The following is a 16,708-nucleotide window of genomic DNA, read 5'->3' on the forward strand; positions in this document are numbered from 1 at the left end:
TTGTATCCTTCCTATGGGCTTTAGGGCACACCCATTACAGCTTCACGATTTTACTGCATTTTATCATAAGCCTGCTCTGGTGTAAACATGGGTGTGGACAGATAACGGTCTCCGGAGTCAGGCAAAAGAGCCACAATGGTCTTTCCCCCGTTTTCCGGACGCTTAGCCAGACTAGCCGCAGCGTAAAGGGCCGCCCCGGAGGTAATCCCCACTAAAATGCCTTCTCTATGGGCCAAAAGCCGCCCCGCCTCGTAGGCCTGCTGCGTCGTCACCGTGATAATTTCATCATACACCCGGGTATTTAATATAGAAGGAACAAATCCCGCTCCGATTCCCTGCAGCTTGTGGGGGCCCGGCTTTCCGCCTGACAGCACAGGAGAATCCGCAGGCTCCACTGCTGCCACCCTGATCCCCGGATTCTTTGCCTTGAGATAAGCTCCCACGCCCGTGATGGTTCCGCCGGTGCCCACGCCCGCCACGAAAATATCTACCTTTCCATCCGTGTCCTCCCATATCTCAGGACCCGTGTACGCCGCATGGGCCGCCGGATTGGCAGGATTGTCAAACTGTCCTAAGATCACCGCTCCGGGGATGGTTTTCTTAAGTTCTTCCGCCTTCTCTATAGCGCCCTTCATTCCCTTGGCGCCTTCCGTCAGCACAAGCTCTGCGCCATAAGCCCCAAGGAGCGTTCTTCTCTCCACGCTCATCGTATCCGGCAGAGTCAAAATCGTCCGGTAGCCCTTGGCGGCAGCCACACTTGCCAGACCAATGCCCGTGTTTCCCGAGGTAGGCTCAATGATAACCGCCCCCGGCTTTAAAATCCCCTTCTTTTCCGCTTCCTCCACCATGGCCAGGGCAACCCTGTCCTTTACGCTGCCCGCCGGGTTGAGATACTCCAGCTTCACCAAAAGATCCACCCCTGTGATATTCTGGTCCTTCATATAATTCTCCACCCTAAGCAGCGGGGTCTTTCCAATCAACTGTGTGCTCTTTGTAAATATTCTGCTCATACTCTCCTCTTTTCCGCGTCGTAAACGCTGCGCAGCACCTTTTTCTTCTTTCCGGTTATTTCCCAGTAATTATATATGATTATTATGAATGCTATGAATGGAATGTTACTATGCTTTTTTCATGCTGTCAAGGAAAATTATCATGGGTCCATAGGTTGTTTAAAAAATGACAAACCTGTAGATTTTTATAAAAATTTATGATATTATTTAGGGAAAAATAATACTTTACTTATAAGGAGGTCCTCATGGAGAAGTTCTTCAAGCTCAAAGAGAACGGCACCAGCGTCTCTACCGAGATCATGGCCGGTCTCACCACTTTCTTTGCGATGTCCTACATCATTGTCGTCAACCCCAGCATTCTGTCGCAGTCCGGAATGGAGTGGGGCGCTGTTTTTCTGGCAACTATCATTGCCTCTATCATCGGCACTCTGGTGATGGGTCTGGTTGCCAACGTGCCTTATGCCCAGGCTCCCGGCATGGGTCTGAACGCATTTTTTGTTTATACGGTCTGCTTCGGCCTCGGTTTCACCTGGCAGCAGGCTCTTTCCATGGTTTTCATCTGTGGTATCCTTAATATCATTATAACCGTAACCAAGGTGCGCAAATACATCATAAAGTCCATTCCCCGCAGCCTTCAAAACGCAATCGGCGGCGGCATCGGCATTTTCGTGGCATATATAGGACTGCTGAATGTGGGCATCATCAACTTTGACGGCGGCGTTCCCGCTCTCTCCACATTAAATCAGCCTTCCTTCCTGGTATTTCTGTTCGGCCTTGCCTGCACCATTATTCTTCTGGTGCTGAATGTAAAGGGAGCCATCCTGATTTCCATCGTGGTGACTACTTTGGTAGGTATTCCCTTCGGCGTGACCGCTCCCCAGGACACCACCAGCTTTACCGAGGCCTGTCAGGCTCTGCCCACCACCTTTTTAGCTATTTTTAAGGAAGGCGGCATTACAAGCCTCTTTTCGGACGCCTCCAAGCTTCCCTTAGTGTTGATCACCATCTTTTCCTTTAGTATTTCCGATACTTTCGATACTCTGGGAACCTTTATCGGAACCGGACGCCGCAGCGGCATCTTCAGTGAGGAGGATGAGAAGCTGATGGAAAGCAAGGCCGGCTTTAAGTCAAGACTTGACAAGGCATTGTTTGCCGACGCTACGGCAACCTCAATCGGCGCCTTATTCGGCACTTCAAACACCACTACCTTTGTAGAAAGCGCTTCCGGCATCGCTGCAGGGGGACGCACCGGCCTTACCTCTGTGGTTGTGGCCATCTGCTTTGCTCTCTCCGCATTTCTTGCCACCTTTGTCAGCGCGGTTCCCTTTGCAGCAACCGCTCCCGCCCTGGTGGCTGTAGGAATTATGATGGTTTCCTCCTTCAAGGAAATCAACTGGAACGACTTAGGCGAGGCCATTCCCGCTTTCTTTGCAGGTATCTTTATGGCATTGTGCTACAGCATTTCCTATGGTATTGCTGCAGGCTTCGTTTTCTACTGCATCGTAAAGGTCTGCAAGGGAAAAGCAAAGGAGATTCATCCCCTTTTGTGGGTATGCACAGCTCTGTTTGTACTGAATTTCGTCCTGCTGGCGCTTCTGTAAGCCCGCGCAAAATTTATAAAAGGAGATATCTTCCATGCAAAAAGAAAAAAATCATACAGCGGTGGGCTATCTGCCGGATGAATGTCCCAGCCCCGGGAAGCTGATTCTTTATGCTCTTCAGCAGGTGATCGTCATGTTCCCTGCTACGGTAACAGTGGCTCTGGTAACCGGCTTTCAGGTTTCCACCACTATTTTTGCCAGCGGACTTGCCACCCTGTTTTTCATTCTCATAACAGGACGCAAAATCCCCCTTTATTACGGCTCCAGCTTTGCCTACCTGACTGCTATTTCCAGCATGTGTGCGGCTGAAGGCTTTACCAAGGTGGACGGCATCCTTCCCACGCAGGCCATTCAATACGCTCAGTTCGGCATTATTCTCTCGGGATTGATTTCCATTGCCGCCGGACTGCTGGTTCGCTTCTGCGGGCGAAAGGCGGTGGAAACCATTCTGCCCGCCTCGGTGACCGGTCCCGTGGCCATGATCATTGGCCTGACCCTCGCAGGCAACGCCTTAAGCGACGCCGTTCCCGTCACAGAGGGTGTGACTGCAGAAGGCAGCTGGTGGCTGGTGGTTGCGTTGATCACACTGATCTCCACCATTCTCTATTCCAAATATCTAAAGGGCTTTCTGGGCCAGCTTCCCCTTCTTCTGGGAGCCCTGACCGGCTGTGTTTTTGCAGCCATAGCCTACTTTTTTATGGATGTAAACTTATTCCGGGCCATGCCTGCTGCCGCTTTAGAGGCATCTGTCTGGAAGCTGGGAGACGGCTCCATCTTTGCCGTGCCCGCCTTTTCTCTTCCCAAGGTGTCATGGACGGCCTGCGCGGCCATTATGCCCATCGCCATTGCCACCATACCTGAGTCCACTGCCCATATGTACCAGCTGGACATTTATGTGAACGATGTGGCAAAGCGCAAGGGGAAGGATAAGAAATACAACCTGGCGGACCTTTTGGACCGCAACCTGATCGGTGACGGTATCTGCGACATGATTTCCGGCTTTGTGGGAGGTCCCGCAGGCACAAATTACGGAGAGAACATCAGCACCATGGCCATTACAAAGGTATTTTCCACCGCTGTTTTGGCAGTTGCTGCAGTGATTGCCATGGTGATCAGCTTCTTTACCCCTTTGATTCAGATCATCTACGGCATCCCCCTTGCAGTCATCGGCGGTCTTGAAATCTATCTGTTCGGCGCCATTGCGGCCCAGGGTATTGCCATCATGATCGAAAAGAAGGTGGACATGTTCTCCTCCAAAAACATTGCCGTAATTGCATCCATCATGGTGATCGGCATCGGCGGCAACTATGCCTTCGGCGGCAACATTCCCTTCTTTGGCCTTCAGGTGCCTTGTATTGCCGGAGCAGCTATCTTTGGAATTTTCTTAAATCTGCTCTTAAGCATCGGTGAGCCAAAAGAAAAATAGAATGGAGTTATTATGGATTTTTCCGTTTATCCTGTTCCTGCCCTGTATAAAATACTTCAGGGCAGGAACAATTCGTTCCGGGGTCCCCTTACAGTAAGCGTCCCCGGATCCAAAAGCATTACAAACCGGGCGCTGCTCTTAGCCACCCTGGCCTCCGGTCAGTCCATCCTTCGGGGTGCGCTGTTTTCCGACGATTCCAGACATTTTCTGAAGTGCGTCCAGTCTCTGGGCTTTGAGGCTGTGGCCCGGGAGGATGCCTGTGAGATCATGGTAGCGGGTCTGGGCGGCCAAATTCCCAAGGGGGAAGCTTCCCTGTATGTAGGAAGCGCAGGTACGGCGGCACGTTTTATCACCGCCTGTCTGGGCGTTTCCAAGGGGATTTACCATATGGATGCCTCCGGGCAGATGCGCAGACGCCCCATGGCTCCCCTCCTTTCCTCCCTGGAGGAGCTGGGATGTAAAATCACCTATCAGGGTGAGCGGGGCTTTTTCCCCTTCACGCTTTGCGGAGACGGCTTTGGCAAAAATTCCATTTCCATCCACATCGGCCACAGCAGCCAATTTTTAAGCGCTCTGTTAATTTCCTCCTGCCTCTGCCCTGAGGATTTTTCCATTCAGGTGGAAGGCTCCCACGGCATGGCTTACATCGAAATGACCTGCAAAATGATGGAGCAGTTCGGCGTTCAGGTGCTGCAGCCAAAGCCAGGGCTTTTTCTCACTAAGAAGGGCCAGCGCTATCAGGCTCTTGACTACAGGATAGAACCGGATGTGTCCGCCGCCTGCTATTTTTATGCTTTAGCGCCTCTTCTTGGGATTCCCGTAATCACAAGCCATGTGCATTTTCATTCTCTGCAGGGGGATGTAGCTTTCCTAAAGATTCTGGAACAGATGGGCTGCGGCGTAAAAGATACCGAGGATGGAATTTTAGTAGTCCCGCCGGATCAGGGAGTTTTTCACGGGATCAAGGCTGATATGTCCGCCTGCTCAGATCAGGCTATCACTCTGGCCGCCATTGCCCCTTTTGCAGACGGCCCCACCACCATCACAGGCATTGGCCACATCCGTTTCCAGGAGTGCGACCGTATGAAGGCTATCTGTACAGAGCTTGGCAGAATGGGCATCCGCTGCAGAGAGGACCAGGACAGCATCACCATATGGCCTGGCACGCCGAAGCCCGCTCTAATACACACCTACGACGACCACCGGATGGCTATGGGTTTTGCCCTGACGGGCCTTCGCAGCGAGGGAATCATCATAGACAACCCCGGCTGCTGCCGCAAAACCTTTGAAACCTATTTTCAGGTGCTGGATCAGGTAATACGCCAGCTTGCGGCGGACTGATTTTCACTATACACTTTTTTCAGATTATGGTATACTTATTTCATATTTACAGATTTTCAGATGAGACAGAGAGGTATTTCTATGAGTAAGAAGAAAGTAGTTGTTTCCCTTGGACATGACGCTCTCGGCTACACCACCACAGAGCAGTGGGACGCCGTCAAGATAACCGCCAGGGCCCTGGCCGATCTGGTGGAGGAGGATTACCAGCTGACCATCACCCACAGCAACGGTCCCCAGGTCAGCATGATCCACAAGGCCATGACAGAGCTTCGCCGGGTGTATATTGATTACACGCCGGCGCCCATGTGCGTGTGCTCCGCCATGAGTCAGGGCTATGTGGGCTATGACATTCAAAACTCACTGCGGGCGGAGCTTTTAAGCCGGGGCATTTCCAAACCGGTCAGCACCATACTGACCCAGGTCACCGTGGACCCCTACGATGAGGCCTTTTACGAGCCCACCAAGGTGATTGGACGTTATATGTCCAAAGAGGATGCGGAGATCGAATTAAAAAAGGGCAATTATGTGAAGGAATATCCCGGCAGAGGCTTCCGCCGGGTGGTAGCGGCTCCCAAGCCCATTGATATCGTGGAAATCGAAGCCATCCGCACCCTGGCCGAGGCTGATCAGGTAGTAATCGCCTGCGGAGGAGGCGGCATTCCCGTTATCGAGCAGAAGAACGCGCTGAAGGGAGCCTCCGCCGTCATCGAAAAGGATGCCATCGCCGGAAAGCTTGCGGCAGACCTTGCCTGTGACGAATTGATTATTCTGACTTCTGTAGACCATGTATACAAAGATTTCGGCTCACAGAATCAGACACCCATTTCTGCAATGAATCTTGATCAGGCCAGACAATACATCTCGGAAGGGCAGTTTGAGGCAGGCACCATGCTGCCCAAGATTGAAGCCGCTGTGGAGTATCTGCAAAAGGTTCCAAAGGGCAGAGTACTCATCACTTCCATGAAGTGTGTCAAGGATGCCATAAAGGGGAAAACAGGCACTTTGATCACAGCCTGAAAAGCAGGCTGTCTCAAGGGCTGACTGGCCAAAGGCTGTTTGTTCAAAAACCGATTCAAACAGGCGCGTTACCGCCCGGCCCCAAAAGCCGCCAGCAACGCGCCTATTATAATGCAGAAATCCGATACATTAAACACCACTTTTCTAAGTCCCTTCCACTTTACGCCAAAGCTGATATAATCCACCACATACTTTCTTTTCAGTCTGTCGTAAGTGTTGCTGAAGGCGCCTCCCACAAGCAGGGACAATCCCGCTTTCAGCATCCCGTTTCCCTTCTGTCCCAGACTAAGGAGCAGCGCTCCCAGGGCAAAAGCCGTTAACAGAAGAGAAAGGGCAGCGATCACAGGACGCTTTCGCTCTCCGAAATTCAACGCCGCCCCTCTGTTATGATGCCTGCGAAGCAGAAGCCTTCCCCCAAACAATTCTCTGGTTTCGCCCTCTGCCAGGCTCTTCTCCACTTTATTTTTGATCCAAAGGTCTCCCAAAAAAATACCTGATATAATTCCCAAACAGCCCAAGATTGTCATCGTATGCCCTTTCCTAAATTCAATCCCAGCGCTCGCTGTCATACTCTAAAATTGTGCCGTCAAAGGCATCTATGGTATAGTCATATTCCATTCCACCTGCATAGAATTCGATTTCATATTCCATGCGTCCGTCATCATTATCCAGCTTCGCCTTGGAAAAGGTTGCGCTGTCAGCGGAAACTCCCGCATGGCTTAACGCTGCAGACTTTGCCGCATCCACACCAATATAGGAATGATTCGCGTTTGTCCCACTGCCCGTATTTACCTGGGCTCCCGTCTGGAAGGATTCCACAGACCTGCTGTAAATTTCGCCTGTATCTGCATTGATTTCATAGTCATACTCCTGCGTGGAGGTATAGAAATCTATCTCATATACATATACGAAATCCTCTCTCTCATACCTTTCCTTGGTAAAGGTAACGTCAGCAGCAGTCAGTCCCGCATCCGCCAGGGCGATTTCCTTTGCGGCCTCCAGACCAATGCCTGCTGTCTGAGAGCCGCTCTGCGCCTGGTTGGCAGCTGCGCTCTGAGTGGAAGGCTGTGCCTGATTTGCAGTGCTGCTCTGAGTCGAGGACTGTGCCTGGTTTGTAGTGCTGCTCTGTGCAGCAGTCTGAGCCTGGTCTGCTGCGCTCTGATCTGTGCCCTGAGTCTGGCTGGTAATGGTGCTCTGTTCCGGCTGGCTTTGATTTGCCGCCGTATTCTGCTCTGCCACTACTGTCTGAGTGCTTCTGGATGCTTCCAGTCCAGCCTGCCTTTCAATACTGTTCGTAATCACGCTTACCGCTGCGGCAATTCCTACAATGCAGATCACCGCCAGCATACAGAAGCAGGTAATGATGGCTCTCACAGGGGTTGCAAAAAGTTTTTTCAAGAATTTCATAATGTCTCATCTCCTCTTCTTTCCTTTTGTAACTCCTATTATAAAAACCAAATATTAAAACAACATTAGAATCAAATATTTTTTTTCGGAATGGAAAAAATAAAGCAGCTTCCCTCTCCTAATCGGCTTTTTACCGTGATTTGCCCGCCGTGAAACTGGGCAATCTGCCGCACCATGGAAAGCCCAAGTCCGCTGCCTCTGCCTGTCCTGGAAGCGTCCACCTGATAAAACCGGGAAAAAATTTTTTCCTGGTCCTCGTCGGCAATGCCGATTCCATTATCCGCCACGAGAAGCCGTATCTCCTTTTCGTCCTCCTCCAAAGCGACCTGGATTTCTCCATTTTCCCTTCCATAGCGGTATGCGTTGGTAATCAGATTTACAAGCAGTCTGGAAAGCAGGCTTCTGTTGCCTTCCACAAGCACGCCTTCCTTGATGCTGCTGGTCAGCCGGATTCCCTTCTCCTGGACCAGTGCCATATCCTCGCAGACCGACGCGGCAAGCTCCGATAAATCCACAATCTCCCTTCCAAAGCTCTCCGCCTTACCCTCCAGCCTTGTAAAATCCAGCATATCCCGAATCAGCCCAGACATCCTGCTGCCTTGTCTGCGTATCACCTCCAGCGCTTCCTGATACTCTTCCACACTTCTTGGCTTTTCCAGCGTATATTCACACTGGGCCATAATCACCGACATGGGAGTCCTCAGCTCATGGGAGGCATCGGAGGTAAAACGTCTCTCCGCTTCAAAGGAGTCATCCAGCCGTTCAAACATCTGATTGAAATTATCTGCAAGCTCATGAAGCTCATCCTTGCCCTCACCCAGCTCTATCCTTTTTTTCAGATCGCCTCCCTGGCGTATCTGGGCTGCCGCCGCAGAAATCTTCTGAATGGGCTTAAGCGCCCTTCCCGCCACCATGTATCCGCCTACAATAGCCAGAATTACAAGAGCGGGAAGCAGAATCAGGGAAAGCCCGGCGATGGAGGAAAGCTGTGCTTCTCCCTGTGTTTCCGACACAATTCCGCGAAGCCATAAGCCCTCCAGTCCCTGTCTTGTAAGCTCTCTGTCATAAACATAGTACAGCGTTCCCTCCACCCGCAGTCTCTGAATCTCTCCGTCCAAAAGCTCCAGTTCTGTTGTTCCCTTAAGAATCGGATTTTCTCCATACAGCAGGCTGCCGTCCACATTCATCAGTGAAGTGTATACCCCGTTTACCGCGTCAAGGAAATCATCATCAATCTCCAGAAAGCCGCTGCCGTAAACAATATAGTGATCCCAGTCGTTTGCATACCGGCTCATGTCCCCGGCTTGAAAAAACGCAATCTCGTCCACATTGTCCATCACCGTCTCTACCAGATTGTCCCGTATGGTTTTTTGAATCACAGAGTTACTCACAGACAAAACGGCTGCGAACAGCAAAACGGCATTTAAAAACAAGGCCGCTGCAAACCAAATGGTCACTTTTAATCTTATGGACAGTCTTTTCATTTACAGTCCTTCCTTCAGCACGTAGCCTCTGCCCCGCAGAGTATGAATCAGCTTTGTCTCATGGCCGCTGTCAATTTTTTTGCGCAGATAGCTGATATATACATCCACCACATTGGTGCCGCCTTCATAGTCGTAATTCCAAATATGATCCTCAATTTTTTCCCTTGACAGCACCACTCCCTTGTTGTACATCAGGTATTCCAGCAGTGCATATTCCTTAGCCGAAAGAGTGATCTCCCTGCCTGCCCGTTTTACCTCATGGGTTGCGGTGTCAAGGGTCAAATCCGCCACAGCCAGCACACTGCTCGACTCTCCGAAGGCGCTGCGGGTCATCGCCCGCAGCCTGGCTCCCAGCTCTTCAAAGGAGAAGGGCTTTACAAGATAATCGTTTGCACCGCTGTCCAGGCCGGTCACCTTGTCGGATACCGCATCTCTGGCCGTCAAAATTAACACCGGCGTCTGATTTCCCTCCTGCCTGATTTTCTTAAGCAATGTGATGCCATCCATTTTCGGCATCATGACATCTAAAATAGCTGCATCATACGTTATACTTCTGAAATGCTCCAAAGCCTCAAGACCGTCAAAGCAGCTGTCCACACCATACCCGTCCGATGTAAGCTTTTGCCTGATGATACGATTCAAATCTCTCTCATCCTCAGCAAGCAGTATTCTCATTGCCATCCCTCCGTATTCTGATCACACACATCTTAAGCCTATTATATAAAAAAGCTTTCCCAAAGTCCATTTTTAAATCTGATTCCTGAGACAAAAATTCCCTTGGGGAGAAGTCTCCTCCTCCCCAAGGGAATCACTTTTTAAGGTATCAGTCTCAGCCTTCGATTGCAATATATTTGTTCTCTTCCACAGCTTTGGGCTGCTCCTTGGGCAGACACAGCTTCAAAATGCCGTGCTCGTATTTCGCTTTGATGTCCTCCTGACGCAGATTCTCGCCCACGTAGAAGCTTCTGCTCATGCTGCCTGCATAACGCTCCTGACGGATATATTTACCCTTTTTATCCTGTTTATCCTTGTCAAGCCCCTTGGAGGCGGTAACAGTCAGATAACCATTCTCCAGCTTTGCATTGATTTCCTCTTTCTTAAAGCCGGGCAGGTCAATATCCAGCTCATAGCCCTCATCCGTCTCGCGGATATCCGTTTTCATAATGTTTTGAGCGCGCTTGCCGTACAGGGGATTTTTCCTGCCGAAAAATTCGCTTTCAAACGGGAAGTTAAACCAATCATCATCAAATAAATTTTCTCCAAAAACACTAGGCATCAACATAAGTCATCTCTCCTTTTCTTCTCTCTATTTTCTTTCACAATTCAGATTTTATTCAATGGCAATGTAATTATTCTGGGTAACGACCTTTGCTTCCTTCTTGGGAACACTCAGCCTCAAAATACCATTCTCATATTTTGCCTTCACCTCATCCTGCGTCACGTTCTCACCCACATAGAAGCTCCTGCTCATGCTGCCCGCATAACGCTCTCTGCGGATGTACCTTCCGGACTTTTCATCCTTTTCATCCTTATCAAGTCCCTTGGCTGCGGAAACGGTAAGATAACCATCCTTCAGCTCAACGCTTACTTCCTCTTTCTTGAAGCCTGGCAGATCAATGTCTACTTCATAGCCATCATCCAGCTCTTTTACGTCCGTCTTCATCATGTTCTTTGCATTCTTGCCGTACAACGGATTCTTCTTCCCAAAAAATTCATCCCCAAAAGGAAAACTCATCATTTCATCAAATAAATCTTCTCCAAAAATACTAGGTCTCAACATAAGTCATATCTCCTTCCATAACTAAATCTTTTAGCACTATCGGAGAAATCCGAGGTGTCGTGTTACTGCATCGGATCGGGACTTTTTCTTTTTATCCCTTTCCTTTGTTCTAAGTGTACTATAACACTCATTGTTAGCACTGTCAAGAGGTGAGTGCTAATAATTTTGTGAAAAAATTGTGAAGTCCCGATTTCCCTTGATTTTACGGGCTTCACGCCGGTTTTTCTTTTCGTAATTCCCTTGTTTTTTGGTCTACTACACCACATTTACACCATTTTCATGCAAACTACGAGCCATGCAGGGATAAGACCGGAATGCCCGTTGGGAGCTTGCTCACAAAAGGGCAATTTCGGGATTAAACCTATACGGCGACAGCCGTGACCGAACGAACTTGTTCGTGAGGTGCATGGCGGATTTCCTACACTACCTGAACAGCGTCCATTTTGGCAATCTCATTTTCAATCCTTGCCCGCTCTGTGATATGGTTGTAGACTTCCATCGTCACGCCAATGTTGGCGTGTCCCATGATATACTGCACTACTTTCATATCAATCTCCATTCCGCCGCCTTTGGCTGGCGGCACAAATAGTAATGAAAGTATTTCAACTCTCTACTTTTTGCTGTAAAATTGCTTGTAAGAAGCTACACTACAAAGCACGGGAGGAGGAGTTGTAATAACTTTCTTCGTTTTAGACAGCATATCAATCAGTGTAAGTTCTGCCTTTTCAAGCACAAATAAGTGGCATCACGAAACCTCGGCCAATGTCTTTTTCGAGCATTGCGCAAAATGCAGAGAAATAAAACGTGCAAAGGTTGCATGGTCAGGTGCTGGTTTTCCTTCCAAAAGGTACATGAAGTTGATATCCCTGCGGCATGCAGTTTCGATATCCCGGCTGGAATAGAGCCGGTTCATGCTGGCATAGACCATGATCTTAAACAGCTGTCTCGGTGTCGCCTGATTTTTCTTTATCCTTCCATAAGTCTGATAAAGATCGCTGAGTTCCATTCCCTCCACAAATGCACTCAGAAGACGGACCGGATCATCTGCCGGGATCAAAATTTCCACATCCAGCGGAAGTTTAATTTGATAGTACAGAGAAGATAATGTATAATCTTTCTGTAATAGTTTATTTAGTCGCATAAATAAATTTTACACCAAGAGCCAGGCCTTGCACAGACCTGGCTCTTATTCTCTGAAAAAAAGTGCTGCCGCACTAATTATTTAGTGCGACAGCCCCATCTTATCTGCAATCGAACAGGCTTTAGAAGCAGAGCCTGTTTTTCCTGCTTATCGTATTTTCTATCATACATTCTCGCTGATCATATCTGCTGTAACCGTCACCAGATATTCGCCGCCTCTGTCCAGAGCAAACATTGCCTGACCATTCTTGACGATCTGGAAGGAACCACAGTATTCCAATGCCTTAGCAGTTTCATCATACCGGTACAAATGTGCATATTTCCCGGCATTCTCACTGCCCATTCCCACATGCAGATTGACGTCTACACTGTATTCGCCTGCAGCTTTTGCAGAAACCTGACGGCTCGCGACGGCATTTTTGGACGCTACCAGGCTATCCGGTATCTTATTCACATCACTGGCAGTTGTCAGATCAAGCGTCTGGATCTGTGACAGATCCACATTTTTCAGATTCTCCCCGCTGACGCTCAATGCCACGCCATTACCGCTGTGGAACGCAAGCGTCACTGACTTGCCCTGAATGCTGTTAAGGACTTGAACAGGCACCTGGGTGTCCACATTGCTCACAAAATTCATGTTCACATTTTCAATGCTGCTGTTAGCAGCCACTTCTGCCACCTTAGTCTGTACCTCGTTCTGTACACTGTTCCAATCCAGAACCACTTCCCGGTTTGCGGGAGAAGCGTTCGTTTCCTCACGATTGTCAGGAGCCGGCGTGGCGTCCCCGCTGTCCGGGGAACCGTCCTCTGTCTCATTATCATCAGGCGCCGGAGTAGTGTCGCCGCTGTCCGTGGAATCGCCCTCTGTCTCACTATCATCAGGCGTCGGGGTAGTGTCGCCGCTGTCCGTGGAATCGCCCTCTGTCTCACTATCATCAGGCGTCGGGGTAGTATCGCTGCCAGCCTGCGCCGCCTTGTATTCAATCAGCAATCCAAACATCGACGCTGTACCGTAATCCATTTCTGCTTCAAGCGTTATCGGGAAACTGACGGTGGCTGCCGTATAGCTGCTCGCCGCTGCTCCGCCCTTAATACGGGCAGAAGAGCCGTCATACCCTTCCGGCAGGGGAACGGTCAGCGTTCCGCTGAGACTTGACTCGCTGTAGCCCTCAAGAGGAATGCCAACAGTGTATTCTACCTGTATATCATAGCCCTCGCTGACCGGACCGTACCATTCCGGATTCATAGGATTCACATAATCGATGGCAAGTCCCTGAAACTCGCTAAATTCTCCCACGGAAACAGCAACATCCGGTATAAAAGCCGCGGTAAGTTCCGGCGCCGCAGAATAATCCATCTCCCCTTCCTCAAGGGTTCGCACCGGCAAAGTGATTGCGTCTGCCGCAAACACCGTCGCAGGCATAAGCCCCATGATCAGGCACAGGCTGAGCAGCAACGCCCCGAGCCTTAGCTTTCGTTTGCTCTTTTTTGTTTTCATTTTGGTTTGCCTCCTTTTGTTTTGACTAAATCCGGGAATCAGCGCCAATAATTCCGGATCGCTTCCAGCGGCTGTTCCGCGCAGCCCGCCGGATAAACCGCCGTAAAAAACCTGCCCTGCCCGGAAAGTCCATCGCAAAAACTGCCTTGGCAGAATTGCAATAATGTTACTGTCTGATTATATAAAAAAGGGCGGCGGCTGTGTAGTTCACATGTGTGCCATTCTCTCCAAAACGGGGGTTCGTATGTGCGCCATCTCTCCAAACAGCCAAAAAGCGCCGCTCTCCTTGTGGAAAGCGGCGCTTTGCCTGATCAAATTTCCCGTCATAAAATTTATATCGATATTATGTCAAGCCAGACACAGATCAGGCGTGCACACCTCCGTAAAATTAAAATTCATCTCTCAGTTAAACACACCTGCTTACTGAAAGTTTCGCTTGCATTCCAATTAAATGCAATTCCTATTCTTCAATATTTCTATTTATATAAAAAGCATAACTCAGCGAAACAACAATTATAAATACAGTTATTATGTACGACAACAATCTGTTTCCCTCACTAAATATGCTCAAACCATTAAATGCTGCATGTGTGATAATACACGGAACAAGTGATTTGCTCTTATAGAAAATAATAACCAATATATATCCGATTGCTGTTGCGTAGCAAATTTGCATTAATGTGGAAATTAAACTTGCCCCATTTAACAAATTCACAATATGTCCCATTCCAAAAGTAATAGCACTAACGATAATGGCACTTTTTAAATTGTCTTTTGCCATCATCTTAAAAAGAAATCCACGAAAAATCATTTCTTCCAAAAAGCCCACATTAATCATGAATATTATATGAAATAAAATTTCGCTAGGCGTGTTATTGATATTAATACCAGTCCACAGTTGAACAGATATAATCAATAGCAAGGGGAAAAAATATAGATATTTCTTTACCTTTTCCACCTTGATTAATCCATAATAAGATACACGTTTCAGGCTGATAACCAGTGCTAACAATGCCACAGAAAATAGGGTGTTTACAATTGCACTTCTATAATCTGCCGTTCCAAAATTTTGCATACAATAAGAATTAACTACCACATACAAAACGATTAATAACATACAACATAAAGTTTCATGCTTTTCAAATATCTTTTTCATCTTAGTCTCCTTTCACAGTACAAACTGCTCCTTCAAATATTTTATCAAGTGCCCTTATTACATCCTGCTCATTATAGAGCATTGTATTATTGGCATATAAACTTGCGTACCCATGGGAAAAAATGAATAATATACTAAAAACCTCCTTTGCAGCCTCCATTGATATGTCCAGTTCATTCTGTAGCATACCAAGCATGGGGAACAATTCTTCCGTTTCTAATAGTTCCAGTATACTAACTCCCGAAAACTCATTTGATTGAAATAAAAAACGGAAGAGGTTTCTTTCTTCTATGGCAAATTTAATATAATTTATACCTATTGCCAGCATAGGATTTTCGCAAGTCATCTCAACATCCAAAAGATAAGCCGAGTGATACTCATCCGCTTTTATATACACTGCTTTTTTAATATCTTCCACAGTTGAAAAATAATACAGTACCGGCTGTGTGGAACAGTTTAGCTGCTCTGAAATACTTCGGGCAGTCACTTTGTCTGCACCTTCCTTTCGCACAATCTCAAAAGCAGTGTCCACTATCATTTCTTTTGTTATTTTTGCTTTTGGTGGCATGATAATCTCCTTTTATAATTCTTGTTATATAACATACATTATATTTTGGCGTTTGTCAATACTAAAATAAAGTATGTACAAAAACAGTACATACTCTACGAAATAAGCAAAAGTGAAAATTCAAATAAACGCGTGCTTTTATAGCTCGCCTCTCAAACGTGCTTCTATATCAGATGCCGTGTATAACACATCCGTTACAATTACCCTTTCGTCACGGATTGTGTAAAACACTGAATAATTATCGACGAGCATTCTACGCAACTCCATTCTCTTTTCCGGCTCAGAATCCATAATCCTAAATCGTTCCGGGAAAGTGTCTAATGTAAGTATTTCATCAGCAATGCGATTATATTGCCCCATTGCATTATCCGGAGCAAGCAAATCTATAGCAATATAATTGTATATATCTTCCATATCCTGCAAAGCTTCTTTTGTAATCTCTACCTTATATTGCTTCATTAATGCCTCTCTCTAAATGCCACAAACGCACTAGCTGCATCCTCAACATTTCCTTTCTCTATATCGGCATATCCTTTTTCTAACTTTTGATGAATCTGTGTAGCAGACATCATATCTGCATTCACTGAATTAGCTGCTTTTGGTAATACAATAGAAAAGGGAATTCCTCCTACTAATGATATTTGTTTTAAATACATATCTATAGCAGTAGCCATTGGTATCCCTAATTGTGCCAATACACTTTCTGCATTTTCTTTTACATCTGGATTTACTCTTATATTTAATGTTGCTGTTTTTCCCATAGAATACACCTCCATCTTTCTTTTATTGTAACGTCTTTTGCGTTACAAGTCAATCTATGAAATATATTTTCGATGCGATAGCTTCACATTGTTTTGATTAACCATTGCATATCTGAGCGTTGTATCTATTTGCTCATGTCCCAGAATTTTCTGTACCTGTTCAATCGGCATACCTTTCTCAATTGCTCTGGTGGCCATAGTCCTTCTGAACTTATGTGGGTGTACCTTTTCTACACCTAACTTCTTCCCCATTTCTCGTAATCGTAACTCCACACCGCTTTCAGTAAGTCTACTGTGTGGTTTGTTTAACGACACAAATAACGCTATATTATTATCTGTCCTTGATTCAATATAATTCAACAAATGAATTTTGGTCTTAGCATCAAAATATGCTTTCCTCTCTTTGTCTCCTTTGCCATAAACCACGCATTCCCGCTCAGAGAAATCTATATCATCAATGTTCAGCCTTACCAATTCGCCTACTCTAATTCCTGTTGAAAGCAGAAAATCAATCATTGC

General features: G+C 47.4%; 17 protein-coding genes and 2 pseudogenes. 4 read left to right on the forward strand and 15 right to left on the reverse strand.

Annotated elements, in window-relative coordinates; all coding sequences use genetic code 11:
- Positions 1–50 precede the first annotated feature (50 nt).
- Positions 51–1,010 (reverse strand): cysteine synthase A, encoded by a 960-nt coding sequence (cysK, locus tag SHK35_RS03150; RefSeq protein ID WP_318703884.1) that lies wholly within the window; start codon positions 1,008–1,010, stop codon positions 51–53.
- Between the two features lie 245 nt (positions 1,011–1,255).
- On the opposite strand from cysK, the gene SHK35_RS03155 reads away from it, so the two are divergent.
- From SHK35_RS03155 to arcC, 4 genes are all read left to right on the forward strand, one after another.
- Entirely contained in the window at positions 1,256–2,611 is a 1,356-nt protein-coding gene (locus SHK35_RS03155; protein ID WP_318703886.1) for an NCS2 family permease, read from the forward strand.
- 34 nt (positions 2,612–2,645) lie between these two features.
- The gene (locus SHK35_RS03160; RefSeq protein ID WP_318708539.1) at positions 2,646–4,037 is read left to right on the forward strand and encodes a uracil-xanthine permease family protein; all 1,392 of its coding nucleotides are present in this window, start codon (positions 2,646–2,648) and stop codon (positions 4,035–4,037) included.
- A gap of 12 nt (positions 4,038–4,049) precedes the next feature.
- Positions 4,050–5,378: a 3-phosphoshikimate 1-carboxyvinyltransferase gene (gene aroA, locus SHK35_RS03165; RefSeq protein ID WP_318708540.1), complete on the forward strand. Its 1,329-nt coding sequence runs from the start codon at positions 4,050–4,052 to the stop codon at positions 5,376–5,378.
- Positions 5,379–5,459: 81 nt separating this feature from the next.
- Positions 5,460–6,395, forward strand: a complete 936-nt coding sequence (gene arcC / locus SHK35_RS03170) for a carbamate kinase (protein ID WP_318703892.1) — start codon at positions 5,460–5,462, stop codon at positions 6,393–6,395.
- Between the two features lie 68 nt (positions 6,396–6,463).
- Here the strand turns inward: arcC and SHK35_RS03175 are convergent, their stop codons facing one another.
- From SHK35_RS03175 to SHK35_RS03240, 14 genes and pseudogenes are all read right to left on the reverse strand, one after another.
- A complete protein-coding gene (locus tag SHK35_RS03175) occupies positions 6,464–6,922 on the reverse strand; it encodes a signal peptidase II (RefSeq protein WP_318703894.1) in 459 nt (152 codons plus the stop codon).
- Between the two features lie 19 nt (positions 6,923–6,941).
- The gene (locus SHK35_RS03180; RefSeq protein ID WP_318708541.1) at positions 6,942–7,802 is read right to left on the reverse strand and encodes a PepSY domain-containing protein; all 861 of its coding nucleotides are present in this window, start codon (positions 7,800–7,802) and stop codon (positions 6,942–6,944) included.
- Positions 7,803–7,873: 71 nt separating this feature from the next.
- Positions 7,874–9,286 carry a sensor histidine kinase gene (locus SHK35_RS03185; RefSeq protein ID WP_318708543.1) on the reverse strand — a complete coding sequence of 471 codons (1,413 nt, stop codon included), beginning with the start codon at positions 9,284–9,286 and terminating at the stop codon, positions 7,874–7,876.
- Complete coding sequence (locus SHK35_RS03190) at positions 9,287–9,961, reverse strand: response regulator transcription factor (RefSeq protein ID WP_318703900.1); 675 nt, start codon at positions 9,959–9,961, stop codon at positions 9,287–9,289. It abuts the gene before it with no gap.
- Positions 9,962–10,115: 154 nt separating this feature from the next.
- A complete protein-coding gene (locus SHK35_RS03195) occupies positions 10,116–10,568 on the reverse strand; it encodes an Hsp20/alpha crystallin family protein (protein ID WP_318703902.1) in 453 nt (150 codons plus the stop codon).
- A 48-nt stretch (positions 10,569–10,616) separates the two neighbouring features.
- On the reverse strand, positions 10,617–11,066 hold the full coding sequence (locus SHK35_RS03200; RefSeq protein WP_318708545.1) for an Hsp20/alpha crystallin family protein: 450 nt from the start codon (positions 11,064–11,066) through the stop codon (positions 10,617–10,619).
- 418 nt (positions 11,067–11,484) lie between these two features.
- Positions 11,485–11,619, reverse strand: a pseudogene (locus tag SHK35_RS03205) (site-specific integrase); the annotation flags it as partial.
- Positions 11,620–11,814: 195 nt separating this feature from the next.
- Positions 11,815–12,207 (reverse strand): annotated as a pseudogene (locus SHK35_RS03210) (transposase); the annotation flags it as partial.
- A 162-nt stretch (positions 12,208–12,369) separates the two neighbouring features.
- Complete coding sequence (locus SHK35_RS03215) at positions 12,370–13,704, reverse strand: hypothetical protein (RefSeq protein ID WP_318708547.1); 1,335 nt, start codon at positions 13,702–13,704, stop codon at positions 12,370–12,372.
- A gap of 460 nt (positions 13,705–14,164) precedes the next feature.
- Positions 14,165–14,860 carry a CPBP family intramembrane glutamic endopeptidase gene (locus SHK35_RS03220; RefSeq protein WP_318708548.1) on the reverse strand — a complete coding sequence of 232 codons (696 nt, stop codon included), beginning with the start codon at positions 14,858–14,860 and terminating at the stop codon, positions 14,165–14,167.
- A 1-nt stretch (position 14,861) separates the two neighbouring features.
- Positions 14,862–15,428 carry a TetR/AcrR family transcriptional regulator gene (locus SHK35_RS03225; protein WP_318708550.1) on the reverse strand — a complete coding sequence of 189 codons (567 nt, stop codon included), beginning with the start codon at positions 15,426–15,428 and terminating at the stop codon, positions 14,862–14,864.
- A 138-nt stretch (positions 15,429–15,566) separates the two neighbouring features.
- Positions 15,567–15,887 (reverse strand): type II toxin-antitoxin system RelE/ParE family toxin, encoded by a 321-nt coding sequence (locus tag SHK35_RS03230; protein WP_015553868.1) that lies wholly within the window; start codon positions 15,885–15,887, stop codon positions 15,567–15,569.
- Positions 15,887–16,189, reverse strand: a complete 303-nt coding sequence (locus SHK35_RS03235; protein ID WP_176694763.1) for a type II toxin-antitoxin system RelB/DinJ family antitoxin — start codon at positions 16,187–16,189, stop codon at positions 15,887–15,889. The genes SHK35_RS03230 and SHK35_RS03235 overlap by 1 nt, the downstream gene beginning before the upstream one ends.
- 54 nt (positions 16,190–16,243) lie before the next feature.
- The coding region (locus SHK35_RS03240; protein WP_318708556.1) for a tyrosine-type recombinase/integrase at positions 16,244–16,708 on the reverse strand (465 nt) is incomplete at its 5' end.

Source organism: Candidatus Acetatifactor stercoripullorum, from assembly GCF_944382095.1.
Classification (GTDB): Bacteria; Bacillota; Clostridia; order Lachnospirales; family Lachnospiraceae; genus Acetatifactor; species Acetatifactor stercoripullorum.